Genomic DNA, 13,415 nt, shown 5'->3' on the forward strand with positions numbered 1-13,415 from the left:
CGGGTAGTGCGAGTAGCGCAGGCGGTACGAGAAGCGGAAGAGACCCGAAGCCACGAGCCACGAGCCCCCGCGGTCAGCCGCAGAGGCAGGCCGAGAGCAGCTCCGCGAAGCTGACGTCCTCCCTCGCCACCCCGAACACCTCGGCGCGCAGCATCACCCGCTCGGCCCAGGCCCGGTGCGGCTTGGCCTCGTTCATCTTGTTGGTGTACGCCGAACGCAGCACTCCGCCGCCGCCGCGCTCCTGGTCCAGGATGTCCCGCGCGTCGCTGTACTCCTCATGGGTGACCACGGAGAGCGCGTGCACGGCGGGGACGTGGCTGGGGTGGATGCAGGTCTTGCCGAGCAGTCCGTTGGCCCGGTCGAGCTCGATCTCGCGGATCAGGCCGTCCAGGTCGTGGTCGATGATCCGCTGGCGCACGGCCACCCCGGAGGGCTCCGCCTCGGCGAACGGGGTGCGGCGCAGCTGCGGCTTGAACATCCGCTCCTGGACGGGGAAGTACTCCCAGACCGGACCGGTCACGGTGAACCCGGTGCCGTCGGCCCGGCCGAGCACGTTGACCACGTCCCCGATCACCGACGCGACCAGCGCGACGTCGTACGCGGTCAGGTCGGGCGAGCGGCGCAGCCCGTACGCGGAGCAGAGGTCGGTGACTCCGAGCCGGACGGCGAGGACGCGCTCGCGGTGCTTGTCGAGCAGCCGGGCGATGCCGAACAGCTGCTCGCGGCGGGTCTCCAGGTGGGCCAGTTCGGGGGACTCCAGGACGGGCATGGCGAACAGCCGGCGGCCGGTGGCCGCCTCGGCGCCGGCGAGCGCTTCCAGGAACTCGCCGCCGCTCTCGTCGGTGAACTTCGGCAGGACGAAACCGGTGAGCAGCCCGATCGCCGGGCCGAGCCGGCCGGCCAGGTCGGTGATCTGGGAGGCGGCTCGGACCCTGATGAAGAGGAGGGGCAGATCCTGTGTGCGAGCGGTGGAGGTTTCGGTGGCCTCGACCGGCTCGGACGTCACTCCCCGCACCTCCCCGAGCCACCCGCCGGGCATCTCCGGACGCACTTCGCCGCGCGCCCGCAGGTCGTCGCGGACCGCCGCCTCCCCGGCCGCGCCGGGCGCCCCGCCCCGCGACGGAAGCCCGCCGTGCGGCTCCGCGAAGAGCTCGCCGAGCTGCACCACCAGGTTGGCCTCGGCCGCGGTCACCTCGTGGTCGGCGATCGCGTCCTCCAGGCAGAGCACCATCGAGACCACGCCCCGACCCGCCTGCTTGCGGATGTCCTCACCCAGCGTGGGCCGGGTGGCGGGGCTGTAGAGGGTCGCGCCCAGCGCGATGGCGAGGACGGCCGCGTCGCTCTCCGCCGAGAAGGCCCTGGGCTGTTCGAGGAAGAGCCGGCCGCGTACGTCGTCGGCGAGGTGGCCGAAATGGCGCATGGTGCTCTCCTCAGGGGTTGCGGCCGCCGGTCCCGGCGGGGTTCGTGCTCAGGGGCGTGCGGGGTTCGTGCTCAGGGAGGTGCGGGCGGTGCTCGGGGGTGCGGAAGGGGGCCGGGAGGGGTGCGGAGGAGGCTCGGGGGGTGCCGCGATCAGGTGGGGAGTCGGGCTGCGGGAGGTCGGAGTGCGGCCGTCGGGCACCGTTGCGGGGTGCGGGGCGTCACGATGGTTAACCGGTCCACCGGGCCCGGTGGTTCCCGGGCGCGCGCTGCTGATCCCCCTCGCCGAACCCCCCGGGGCCCTCTGGCCGCCTATCGTACGGACGACTTCCGGTCGAATGCGATTCGGAAACATCGAATTCTCGGAAGATTACCCTCCGCTTCACAAACCGCAAGCATTGGCAAAGTCCGACGGCCGCGCCCCCTCCGGTCACGTTGTCCGAAGGGGTGGCGAACAGGCAGGATGGTCCGCTATGACGCACGTGATGGCCAAGGGCGCCAACATCGCACTGCCGGTGGCGGCGGTCCGCGCCGTGCTGCGCTGGAGCGCCACGCCCGGTGCGCCGGACGTGGACGCCTCCGCGCTGCTCCTCGGCGCCGAGGGCAGGGTTCGTTCGGATGCCGACTTCGTCTTCTACAACCAGCCGAGGCACCCGTCGGGCCTGGTGCGCCACCTGCCCAAGCAGCAGACCGCCGCCGGCGCCGAGATCGCCGACACCGTGGAGGCGGAGCTCGCCAAGCTGCCGCCCGAGGTGGACCGGGTGGTGCTGGCCGGCTCCTCCGAGGGCGGATCGTTCCGCTCCGTGACCGGGCTGCGCCTGCTGCTCTTCGACGCCGGCGCCGGAGAGGGCGCCGCCGCTCTCGCCGAGTTCGCGATGCCCGAGAACGACGACGTCACCGCGCTGGTCGCCGGCGAGCTCTACCGCCGGGCCGGGTCGTGGAAGTTCCGGGCCGTCGGCCAGGGCTACGCGTCCGGGCTGATCGGCCTGGCCACCGACTTCGGGATCACCGTCGAGGACGGCGCGGCGGACGCCCGCGGCGCCGGTCCGGCCGACCCGCGCGCCGCCGTGCCGGACCCGCGCCCCGTCGCCCGCCCCGAGCCGGGCACGTACACCCTGGCGCCCGCCGTCCCGCTCGGTGCCGCACAGGCCGCCGCCCCGCAGCCGCCCGCGTCGGCCCCGGCCGTACCCGCCCACGCTCCCCCGCCGCCGCAGGCGCCGCCCGCGATGCCGACCACCGCGCCGACCGTCCCGCCCGCGCCCCCGGCCCGGCAGCCGGGGTACGGGTACCCGCAGCCCGGCCCCCAGCAGGGCGGCTACGGCTATCCCCAGCAGGCCCCGCGCCCCGGGTACGGCTACCCGCAGCCGGCCCACCAGGCACCGCAGCAGCCCTACCCGCAGCAGCAGGGCACCTACGGGTACCCGCCGCAGCCCGCACCGCAGCAGCAGGGCGGCTACGGCTACCCCCAGTCGGCCACCGCGCCGCCGTCCCAGCAGCCGTCCCAGCAGCAGGCCCCGCAGCCCCCGGCCGCCCCCGAGGAGTTCGCGCTGCCGCCGCAGGGCCCGCAGTTCCAGCCCCGCTGACCGCCGCGCGGGGCCGCTACTCCGGCCCGGACGGGCCCTTGTACCCGCGCTGCCACTGCATCCCGAAGCCGTACAGCCGGTCGATGTCCGCCTGGAAACCGTTGACGTAGCGCACCTCGCGGCGCACCGTCAGCTGGTTGTCCCCGGAGTTCTCGATCAGCACCACCGCGCAGGAACGGGCGGCCGGGGCGCGTTCCTCCAGCTTGATCTCGATCCGCGGACCGGTCTGCGGCACGATCGTCACCACCGCGTTGGCCTGCTCGAACGCGGGTGTGCCGTCGTAGATGTAGACGAAGATGAGCAGCCGCTTGAACTGGTCCTTCTTCTCCAGGTTCACGTACATCGTCTCGCCGGACGGCGCCCCGTACTGGTCGTCGCCGCTGAGCTTGACGAAGGGCGCGCGCTGGAGGTCCCCGAAGTAGCCGCCGAGCGGTTGCACCACGCCCCGGCTGCCGTCGGACAGTTCGTACATGCAGGCCAGGTCGAGGTCGACGTTGAGCTGGGCGCCCTGCTGCGTGTCCGGCTCCACCGGGCTGAGGATGCGCGGGCTGAACCAGCGCTTGAGCGCGTCCCGGCCGGAGGAGCGCGGCGCTCCTATCCGGGTGGTCCAGTGCAGGTTGACGTAGAGGTAGCCGGTGGTGGCCGCGGCCCCGGTGATCGCGTGCTGCGGCGTCGACTTGGTGAGTGTGATCTTGTGCTGCCCGCCCGGGTCCAGGGTGTTCCGCTCCCCGCGCAGGTACTCCCAAATCGAGGCCATCCCAGTCCTCCCCCAGGGCCGCCGGTCGGTCCGGCGGTCCGTCGCTCAATGATCCGGCATCAGCCCGCCCGCCGGGTACCCGAACTGCTTACCCAGCCACGTGAACCGGACACCGACGGTGCACCGGCGGGACACCGGCCGACCACCGGCCGACCACCCGACGGCGGCCGGGAGCCGACGGCGGGTCGGCTGGCGGGGCGAAGGTCCCCTCCCGTAACATGCCGCCCCTTCGGACGCGATATCGTCTAGCCGCACAGGTGTCCCGACCGCCCCTGCCCGGGCGCGGTGGGCGCCCGGCGGCAAGGACGCACCGTCAGGCCCTGTCCCGGCGACGGGATCTGATCGTCTGTGTCGCACTGTGACCTGTCCCCTGCGGAAACCCGAGGCCCGACCCGCAATGAACCTGACCTCCATACAGCTGGTCTGGACCGTCATCGGCGGCGCAGCCCTGCTGTTCACCGCCATCCTGGTGGCGACGCTGCGCTTCAAGAACACGACCAAGAACGAGGACTCGGGTGACTCCTGGGAGCGCACCGAGGAGCGCCGCCGGCGCAAGGAGATGATCTACGGAATCTCCTCCTACGTCCTGCTGTTCTGCTGCGCCGGAGTCGCCGCCGCGCTCTCGTTCCACGGCCTGGTGGGCTTCGGCAAGGAGAACCTGGGCCTGTCCAACGGCTGGGAGTACCTCGTCCCGTTCGGCCTGGACGGCGCCGCGATGTTCTGCTCCGTGCTCGCCGTGCGCGAGGCCAGCCACGGTGACGCGGCGCTCGGTTCGCGCCTGCTGGTCTGGGTGTTCGCGATCGCCTCGGCCTGGTTCAACTGGGTGCACGCCCCGCGCGGCGTGTCCCACGACGGCGCCCCGCAGTTCTTCTCCGGGATGTCCATCTCGGCCGCGATCCTGTTCGACCGGGCGCTGAAGCAGACCCGCAAGGCCGCGCTGCGCGAGCAGGGCCTCGTCCCGCGTCCGCTGCCGCAGATCCGGATCGTCCGCTGGCTGCGCGCCCCCCGCGAGACCTACGCCGCCTGGTCGCTGATGCTGCTGGAGAACGTCCGCAGCCTGGACGAGGCGGTCGAGGAGGTCCGCGAGGAGCGCCAGACGAAGGAGGCCGCCAAGCTGCGTGCCCGCAGCGCCGACCGCCGCGAGCGCGCCGAGCTCAAGGCCATCTCCCGCCAGAGCGGGATGCTGGCCCGGGCCCGCGGCGGCCGTCAGGTGCCCGCGCTCACCGCTGCCGGAGACGGCCCGAACGCTTCGGAGCCTGCCCTAGCCGCTGACGCCGACGCCACCTCCCAGACCGGCCGCTCCGTGCTGGAGCCCGCTTCGCTGAGCGCCCTGGAGGCCGGCCGCCGCCCGCGGGCCGCCGTCGGGTCCTCCTCGACCGACCCGTTCGGCGACTCGTCCTACCTCGGCAGCGGCTCCTCGTCGTCCTCCTACCGCAGCTCGACCATCGACCTGACGGCCGACGACGACACCCTGTCGATGCCCAAGCTGGACTCGCTGGAGCGCAAGCTGCGCGCCATCGAGCAGCAGCTCGGCTGACCCTCCCGCAGCGGGGACAACCGAACCGAGCACCACGCACGCAGAACGGCCGCCCCCTCACCGGAGGGGGCGGCCGTTCTCGTCGGGCCCCGGGGCGACGGCCCCGGGTGCGGAGCGCTACTTGCCGGCGCTCGCCAGTTCGTGGTCGTCCCCGCCGCCGCCCGCGGCGGCCTCCTTGCGGTTGCGCAGGATCGACGAGCCGAGGGCGAGGCCGATGAAGGCGACACCGATCAGGCCGGTGACGATCTCCGGGATGTGGTACTCGATGCCGACCAGCAGGATCACCGAGAGCGCGCCGATCGCGTAGTGCGCGCCGTGCTCCAGGTAGACGTAGTCGTCGAGGGTGCCCTGACGGACCAGGTAGACGGTCAGCGAGCGGATGTACATCGCGCCGATGCCGAGGCCCAGGGTGATCTGGAAGATGTCGCTGGAGATCGCGAACGCGCCGACCACGCCGTCGAAGGAGAACGACGCGTCCAGCACCTCCAGGTACATGAAGAGGAAGAACGCGGCCTTGCCGCCCACCTGGACGATGGACTTCCCGGACTTGCCGGACTTCTCCTCCTCCTCCTCGGCCTCCTCCTCCAGGCCCGCCTCGAAGATCGAGGAGAGCCCGTTGACGGAGAGGTAGGTGACCAGGCCGAGCACTCCGGCGAGCAGCACCGTCTCGGCGTGCTCCCCGGCGAAGAAGTTGGACGCCAGCAACAGCGTGACCAGCGCGACGACCGTCGAGAAGGCCTCCAGCTTGCCGACCTTCTCCAGCGGACGCTCGATCCAGGCCAGCCAGTTGTAGTCCTTCTCCTCGAAGATGAAGTCGAGGAAGATCATCAGCAGGAAGACGCCACCGAACGCCGCGATGGCCGGGTTGGCGGCCTCCAGGTACTGGGCGTAGGTGGAACCCTCGTAGGTCTTGTCGGAGTTGAGCGCGAGGTCGATGACGGTCGCGGGGCTGAGGTGCGCGGTGAGGCCGACGACCAGCAGCGGGAAGATCAGCCGCATACCGAAGACGGCGATCAGCACGCCGACGGTGAGGAAGATCTTCTGCCAGTACGGGTTCATCCGCTTCAGCACCGTGGCGTTGACCACCGCGTTGTCGAACGACAGGGAGATCTCCAGGATGGAGAGGATCAGCACGATGCCGAATCCTTCAGCTCCCCAGAGCAGGCCGGCTGCGATCAGCCCGATGACGGTGATCGCGAATGACCAGCCGAAGGTGCGGAGGAACACGGGACTTGGTTACCTTTCGAGTTCATGGCGCCGAGGACGTCGACCGCGTCGGACGCGGGTCTCGGGCCGCCGTTACTGTACGTTCACGCCGAAATCGAGGGCAATGCCGCGCAGACCCGAGGCGTACCCCTGGCCCACCGCGCGGAACTTCCACTCGCCCGCGTAGCGGTACAGCTCGCCGAAGATCATCGCGGTCTCGCTGGAGGCGTCCTCGGTCAGGTCGTACCGCGCGATCTCCTGCCCGTCCAGGGAGTTGACCACCCGGATGTAGGCGTTGCGCACCTGACCGAAGTTCTGCAGGCGCGACTCGGCGTCGTAGATCGACACCGGGAAGGCCACCTTGTCCACCTGCGGGGGGACGAGGTCCAGGTTGACCAGCACGACCTCGTCGTCGCCGTCGCCGTCGCCGGTGAGGTTGTCACCGGTGTGCTCGACCGAGCCCTCGGGGCTCTTCAGGTTGTTGTAGAAGACGAAGTACTCGTCACCGAGCACCCGGCCTCCCGAGCACAGCAGCGCGCTCGCGTCGAGGTCGAACGGCGCACCGGTGGTCGAGCGGGCGTCCCAGCCGAGGCCGATCTGGACCTGCGTCAGATTCGGCGCGGCCTTGGTGAGCGAGACGTTTCCACCCTTGGCGAGCGTGACACTCATGGCTGTCCTTCCTCCCTTTTCCTCCCGGGGCGCATCTCAAGGTCTATTCCCCCGTGGCCCCGCCCGGCCGCCTTCGGCCGGCTGAACTTCCTGAACTCCTATCCTTCCAGTGCGCCGGACCGGCTCGAAGCCGGGGCGCACGAACCGGTGACCCCCCGGCCGGGCCCCGCCCGCCGCCCGCCCCGGGCGCCACGAAGCCGCGCAGCACGAACCCGAGCGACACGGCCCCGGACAGCACGAAGCCGGGGCGGCCGCCGACGCCCTCGCGTCCGCGGCCGGCCCCGGCCCGGTGGTACTCCGTCAGGCCCGGCGGGCCCGCCGCCCGGCTCAGACGTTGACGCCGAAGTCCTGGGCGATGCCGCGCAGGCCGGAGGCGTACCCCTGGCCGATGGCGCGGAACTTCCACTCGGCGCCGTTGCGGTACAGCTCGCCGAAGACCATCGCGGTCTCGGTCGAGGCGTCCTCGGAGAGGTCGTACCGGGCCAGCTCCTTGTTGTCGGCCTGGTTCACCACGCGGATGAACGCGTTGCGGACCTGGCCGAAGTTCTGGGTCCGGTTCTCGGCGTCGTAGATCGACACCGGGAAGACGATCTTCTGCACATCGGCCGGCACGGTCGCCAGGTCGACCTTGATGGCCTCGTCGTCGCCCTCGCCGGCACCGGTCAGGTTGTCGCCGGTGTGCTCGACCGAGCCCTCGGGGCTCTTCAGGTTGTTGAAGAAGACGAAGTTGCCGTCCTTGTCGACCTTGCCCTGGTCGTTGCAGAGCAGGGCGCTGGCGTCCAGGTCGAAGTCCGTGCCGGTGGTGGTACGGACGTCCCAGCCAAGGCCGATGACCACGGCGGTCAGGCCGGGGGCTTCCTTGGTGAGCGAGACATTGCCGCCCTTGCTCAGGCTGACACCCACTTGTCCTCCAAGATTCGGGAGGCACGCACTGGTGCCCCCGTGGTGCGGTCGGAGGTGCGGCGAGGATTGCGCCGAGCCTCTGACCAGCCAACGGACCGATCGTAGTGCCGGGTTCCCGTCCTGGGCGGAGAACGGGCCCGGCGTGGCTGTTCGAATCCGCGCGGGGGCCCGCCCCGCGGTCCGTCCGCAGCCCGCCGGGCCCGTCGGGCGCCCCCGGGAAGGGGCGCGCGGGGCCTCAGAGCGCGCCGAGGACCTTCAGGTACTCCTGCTCGTCACGGGCGTCCGGCAGGTCGTTGACGACGCTCCAGCGGACCACGCCGGCCTTGTCGATCACGAAGGTGCCGCGCACCGCGCAGCCCTTCTCCTCGTTGAAGACGCCGTAGGCGCGGGAGACCTCGCCGTGCGGCCAGAAGTCGGAGAGCAGCGGGTACTCCAGGCCCTCCTGCTCGGCGAAGACGCGCTGGGTGAACGGCGAGTCGTTGGAGACGCCGAGCACCTGGACCTCGTCGTTCTGCAGGCGCGGCAGCTCCTTCTGGATCGCGCAGACCTCGCCGGTGCAGACGCCGGTGAAGGAGAACGGGTAGAAGACCAGGACGACGTTCTTCTCGCCCCGGAAGTCGGAGAGCCTGACCAGCTCGCCGTGCTGGTTCTTCAGCTCGAAGTCCGGAGCCTCGGTGCCGACCTCGATGGCCATGGTGGGACCTTTCTGACGCGACAGGGCCGCGCGGCGGGCGCGGCGAGCGCCATCCTTGCATTCGCCGACCCCGATTCGGCCGAACGGGTGAGGCGGCCGGCGCTCGGGGCGCCTCCTTTCGCCCTCGGCGAACGCCACCCCCGGCAGGGGATCCAGCCCGGAACGCGAAACGGCCGGGCCCCGCTGGAGGAAGCTCCAACGGGGCCCGGCCCTGGATCGCGGCTCAGGCGCGAGGGGCGCTCAGCGCTTGCCCGCCTTGGCGGCCTTGGTCGCCAACCGGGTGGCGGCCCAGTCCTTGGCGATGGCGATCGAGCTGGTCTGCGAGAGGCCGGCGGTCCGGGCCGCGTCGGCGATGTCGGACGCCTCGATGTGGCCGTCCCGGCCGGTCTTGGGCGTCAGAAGCCAGATCAGGCCGCCCTCGGCCAGGTATTCCAGGGCGTCGACGAGGGTGTCGGTGAGATCGCCGTCGTCGTCGCGGTGCCACAGCAGGACGGCGTCGGCGACGTCGTCGTAGTCCTCGTCGACGAGATCTGTCCCGGTGATCTCCTCGATGCCCTCGCGGAGTTCCTGGTCACTGTCTTCGTCGTACCCCAGCTCCTGGATGATCTGGTCCTTCTCGAATCCGAGACGGTGGGCCGGGTTGGACTTGTCCGCGGGGTCCGCGGTCGCGCTCACGGGAATAACCTCCAGTATTCGGCTCGGCATCCATGCCGAGGCTGTGGCCGTAGTCCACACGGGCGCGGCGGTTCGCGCAAGTACCCGACCCCCGATCCCCTCCAAAGGTTGACGTGCCACAGGGGGACACGCCGGTCGACGTGTCGTGAATCACACCGATTTGCCCTTCTCTGCATGGGACAAGGATGCTTCGGGTGACCCCGGTCCACAGGCCGTACGCGTGCCCGAGATGCGAACGGCATTCGGGTCCGCGCGTGCGCGGGCGTAGAGTCTCCTGTTGGCCCTCACCCCGACCGCCCGCCATCGGACGATCGGGCAACCAGGTCGGACCACCTCTGTTCGTAACACCCGGTGGTGCGGGGCGCAGGCAATAGCGCCTGCTCCGCGCGCCGCCAGACCGCTCCGCCTACCGGGCGCAGCGGTTACCGATCGGTAGAGATGACGGATCTCCGAGCGCGGTAGCACGATGGAGGCGGCGCGACACACCTCAGTTTCGACCGACAGTGAAGGAACAGCGTGGCTTCCGGATCCGATCGCAACCCGATCATCATTGGCGGCCTTCCGAGTCAGGTCCCGGACTTCGATCCCGAGGAGACCGCGGAATGGCTGGAGTCGCTTGACGCGGCCATCGACGAGCGGGGGCGCGAGCGTGCCCGCTACCTGATGCTCCGCTTGATCGAGCGCGCCCGCGAGAAGCGTGTCGCCGTGCCCGAGATGCGCAGCACGGACTACATCAACACCATCGCCACCAAGGACGAGCCGTTCTTCCCCGGCAACGAGGAGATCGAGCGCAAGGTCCTCAACGCGACCCGCTGGAATGCGGCCGTCATGGTCTCCCGGGCGCAGCGTCCGGGCATCGGCGTCGGCGGCCACATCGCCACCTTCGCCTCCTCCGCGTCGCTCTACGACGTGGGCTTCAACTACTTCTTCCGCGGCAAGGACGCCGAGGGCGAGTCCGGCGACCAGATCTTCTTCCAGGGGCACGCCTCCCCCGGCATCTACGCCCGCGCCTTCCTCCTGGACCGACTGTCCGAGCAGCAGCTCGACGCCTTCCGCCAGGAGAAGTCGAAGGCCCCGTACGGCCTCTCCAGCTACCCCCACCCGCGGCTGATGCCGGACTTCTGGGAGTTCCCGACCGTCTCGATGGGCCTCGGCCCGCTCGGCGCGATCTACCAGGCCCGGATGAACCGCTACCTGGAGCACCGGGGCATCAAGGACACCTCCGCCTCGCACGTGTACGCCTTCCTCGGCGACGGCGAGATGGACGAGCCGGAGTCGCTGGGCCAGCTGTCGCTCGCCGCGCGTGAGGGCCTGGACAACCTGACCTTCGTGGTCAACTGCAACCTGCAGCGCCTGGATGGCCCGGTCCGCGGCAACGGCAAGATCATCCAGGAGCTGGAGTCCCAGTTCCGGGGCGCCGGCTGGAACGTCATCAAGCTGGTCTGGGACCGCAGCTGGGACCCGCTGCTCGCACAGGACCGCGACGGCGTCCTGGTGAACAAGCTGAACACCACGGTCGACGGCCAGTTCCAGACGTACGCCACCGAGACCGGCGCGTACATCCGCGAGAACTTCTTCGGCGGCGACCTGCGGCTGCGCAAGATGGTCGAGAGCATGACCGACCAGCAGATCCAGCACCTGGGCCGCGGCGGCCACGACCACGCCAAGGTCTACGCGGCGTTCAAGGCGGCCCGCGAGCACACGGGCCAGCCGACGGTCATCCTGGCCCAGACGGTCAAGGGCTGGACGCTCGGCCCCAACTTCGAGGGCCGCAACGCGACGCACCAGATGAAGAAGCTGACGGTCGAGGACCTGAAGCGCTTCCGCGACCGCCTGCACATCCCGATCACGGACAAGCAGCTGGAGGAGGGCTACCCGCCCTACTACCACCCGGGCCGTGACTCGGAGGAGATCCAGTACATGCACGACCGCCGCAAGGAGCTGGGCGGCTACGTGCCGACCCGCAAGGTGCGGCCGCGTCAGCTGGAGCTGCCGGGCGACGACGCGTACAAGGCGGTCAAGAAGGGTTCGGGCAACCAGACCATCGCCACCACCATGGCGTTCGTCCGGGTGCTCAAGGACCTGATGCGGGACAAGGGCATCGGCAACCGCTTCGTGCCGATCGCGCCCGACGAGTACCGCACCTTCGGCATGGACTCGCTGTTCCCGTCGGCGAAGATCTACAACCCGCTGGGCCAGACCTACGAGTCGGTCGACCGCGAGCTGCTGCTGGCGTACAAGGAGTCCCCGACCGGCCAGATGCTGCACGACGGCATCTCCGAGGCGGGCTGCACGGCCTCGCTGATCGCCGCGGGCTCCTCCTACGCCACCCACGGCGAGCCGCTGATCCCGGTCTACGTCTTCTACTCGATGTTCGGGTTCCAGCGCACCGGTGACCAGTTCTGGCAGATGGCCGACCAGCTGGCCCGCGGCTTCGTGATCGGCGCCACCGCCGGCCGGACCACGCTGACCGGCGAGGGCCTGCAGCACGCGGACGGCCACTCGCACCTGCTGGCCTCGACCAACCCGGGCGTCGTCGCGTACGACCCCGCGTACGGCTTCGAGATCGCGCACATCGTCCAGGACGGCCTGCGGCGGATGTACGGCTCGTCGGCGGAGTTCCCGCACGGCGAGGACGTCTTCTACTACATGACCGTCTACAACGAGCCGATCAAGATGCCGGCCGAGCCGGAGAACGTCGACGTCGAGGGCATCCTCAAGGGTCTGCACCGGTACGCCCCGGCGACCGCCGGGCAGATCCCGGCCCAGATCCTCGCCTCCGGCGTGGCGGTGCCGTGGGCCCTGGAGGCCCAGCGCGTCCTCGCCGAGGAGTGGAACGTCAAGGCCGACGTCTGGTCCGCGACCTCCTGGAACGAGCTGCGCCGCGACGCGGTGGAGGCCGAGGAGTTCAACCTCCTGCACCCGGAGGAGCAGCAGCGCGTCCCCTACGTGACGCAGAAGCTGCAGGGCGCCGAGGGCCCGTTCGTCGCCGTCTCCGACTGGATGCGCGCGGTGCCGGACCAGATCTCGCGCTGGGTGCCGGGGCAGTACCAGTCGCTGGGTGCCGACGGCTTCGGCTTCGCCGACACCCGTGGCGCGGCCCGTCGCTTCTTCCACATCGACGCGCAGTCGGTCGTCCTGGGCGTGCTCACCGAGCTCGCCAAGCAGGGCAAGATCGACCGCAGCGCCCTGAAGGACGCGATCGACCGCTACCAGCTGCTGGACGTGGCCGCGGCCGACCCGGGTGCCGCCGGCGGCGACGCCTGAGCGCTCGGTGAGCCGGTGAACCGGTGAACCCAGGGGCCGGACCTCCTCCGTGGAGGTCCGGCCCTTCGCCGTTCCCGCCGCCGGATCCCCGGCGTGACCTCCGTCACATCCCCTTGAACCTCACACAGGTGTGAGCTCCTAGGGTCGTTCCCAGACGAACCGGACCACCCCAGGAGGTCTCCCATGAACGCCGTCCACCCCGAGCCCGCCGCCGGCGGCAACGCGTACAACCGCGGTGTGATCACCGAGTTCCGGGCCTCGGCCGGCGCGGTCGGCGGCTCCTTCGCGGGCACCCCGCTGCTGCTGCTCACCACCTGGGGCCGGCGCAGCGGCGAGCCGCGCACCACCCCGCTGGTCCATCTGACGGAGGGCGGCCGACCCGTCGTCTTCGCCTCGAACGGCGGCGCCCCGGCCGATCCGGACTGGTACCGCAACCTGGCCGCCCGCCCCGAGGTCACCGTCGAGCTCGGCGCCGAGCGCTACCCGGCGCTGGCCGTCCCGGTGACCGGCGGCGAGCGGTACGAGGCCCTCTGGGCGGCCCAGATCGCCGCCCAGCCGGCGTTCGCCGCCTACCGGGCGCGGGCCGGGCGCGTAGTGCCGCTGGTGGAGCTGCGCCGCGCGGCGGGCTGACCCGGAAGTCCGACGCGCGAAGCCGGTGGCCCCGGACTCCCTCGGGAGTCCGGGGCCACCGGCTTCGCGGTGCGCGGG

General features: G+C 70.9%; 11 protein-coding genes. 4 read left to right on the plus strand and 7 right to left on the minus strand.

What is annotated here, in order from left to right; genetic code table 11:
• Positions 1-73: 73 nt before the first annotated feature.
• The gene (locus tag ABZ497_RS02405; protein WP_359802902.1) at positions 74-1,420 is read right to left on the minus strand and encodes an HpcH/HpaI aldolase/citrate lyase family protein; all 1,347 of its coding nucleotides are present in this window, start codon (positions 1,418-1,420) and stop codon (positions 74-76) included.
• Positions 1,421-1,889: 469 nt separating this feature from the next.
• Here ABZ497_RS02405 and ABZ497_RS02410 point away from each other — a divergent pair, with 469 nt between their 5' ends.
• Entirely contained in the window at positions 1,890-2,999 is a 1,110-nt protein-coding gene (locus tag ABZ497_RS02410) for a TerD family protein (protein ID WP_359802903.1), read from the plus strand.
• A gap of 16 nt (positions 3,000-3,015) precedes the next feature.
• On the opposite strand, the gene ABZ497_RS02415 is transcribed toward ABZ497_RS02410, so the two are convergent.
• Positions 3,016-3,756: a Tellurium resistance gene (locus tag ABZ497_RS02415; RefSeq protein ID WP_329487470.1), complete on the minus strand. Its 741-nt coding sequence runs from the start codon at positions 3,754-3,756 to the stop codon at positions 3,016-3,018.
• A 397-nt stretch (positions 3,757-4,153) separates the two neighbouring features.
• Between ABZ497_RS02415 and ABZ497_RS02420 the strand changes: the two genes are divergently transcribed.
• Positions 4,154-5,293, plus strand: a complete 1,140-nt coding sequence (locus tag ABZ497_RS02420) for a DUF2637 domain-containing protein (protein WP_329487471.1) — start codon at positions 4,154-4,156, stop codon at positions 5,291-5,293.
• Positions 5,294-5,410: 117 nt separating this feature from the next.
• Here ABZ497_RS02420 and ABZ497_RS02425 read toward each other — a convergent pair whose 3' ends face one another.
• The 5 genes from ABZ497_RS02425 to ABZ497_RS02445 all read right to left on the minus strand — a co-directional run bounded on the left by ABZ497_RS02425 (position 5,411) and on the right by ABZ497_RS02445 (position 9,440).
• Positions 5,411-6,520: a DUF475 domain-containing protein gene (locus tag ABZ497_RS02425; protein WP_359802904.1), complete on the minus strand. Its 1,110-nt coding sequence runs from the start codon at positions 6,518-6,520 to the stop codon at positions 5,411-5,413.
• A 72-nt stretch (positions 6,521-6,592) separates the two neighbouring features.
• The gene (locus ABZ497_RS02430; protein WP_329487473.1) at positions 6,593-7,168 is read right to left on the minus strand and encodes a TerD family protein; all 576 of its coding nucleotides are present in this window, start codon (positions 7,166-7,168) and stop codon (positions 6,593-6,595) included.
• A gap of 327 nt (positions 7,169-7,495) precedes the next feature.
• A complete protein-coding gene (locus ABZ497_RS02435) occupies positions 7,496-8,071 on the minus strand; it encodes a TerD family protein (protein WP_329487474.1) in 576 nt (191 codons plus the stop codon).
• 235 nt (positions 8,072-8,306) lie between these two features.
• Positions 8,307-8,765 carry a peroxiredoxin gene (locus ABZ497_RS02440; RefSeq protein WP_329487475.1) on the minus strand — a complete coding sequence of 153 codons (459 nt, stop codon included), beginning with the start codon at positions 8,763-8,765 and terminating at the stop codon, positions 8,307-8,309.
• Between the two features lie 240 nt (positions 8,766-9,005).
• On the minus strand, positions 9,006-9,440 hold the full coding sequence (locus ABZ497_RS02445) for a DUF3052 domain-containing protein (RefSeq protein WP_359802906.1): 435 nt from the start codon (positions 9,438-9,440) through the stop codon (positions 9,006-9,008).
• 516 nt (positions 9,441-9,956) lie between these two features.
• On the opposite strand from ABZ497_RS02445, the gene aceE reads away from it, so the two are divergent.
• Both aceE and ABZ497_RS02455 read left to right on the plus strand, forming a co-directional pair.
• Positions 9,957-12,707 (plus strand): pyruvate dehydrogenase (acetyl-transferring), homodimeric type, encoded by a 2,751-nt coding sequence (gene aceE, locus ABZ497_RS02450; RefSeq protein WP_359802907.1) that lies wholly within the window; start codon positions 9,957-9,959, stop codon positions 12,705-12,707.
• A gap of 183 nt (positions 12,708-12,890) precedes the next feature.
• Positions 12,891-13,337 carry a nitroreductase/quinone reductase family protein gene (locus ABZ497_RS02455; protein ID WP_352289703.1) on the plus strand — a complete coding sequence of 149 codons (447 nt, stop codon included), beginning with the start codon at positions 12,891-12,893 and terminating at the stop codon, positions 13,335-13,337.
• The last annotated feature ends 78 nt before the right edge of the window (positions 13,338-13,415 follow it).

This window comes from Kitasatospora sp. NPDC005751, assembly GCF_040630835.1.
GTDB lineage: Bacteria > Actinomycetota > Actinomycetes > Streptomycetales > Streptomycetaceae > Kitasatospora.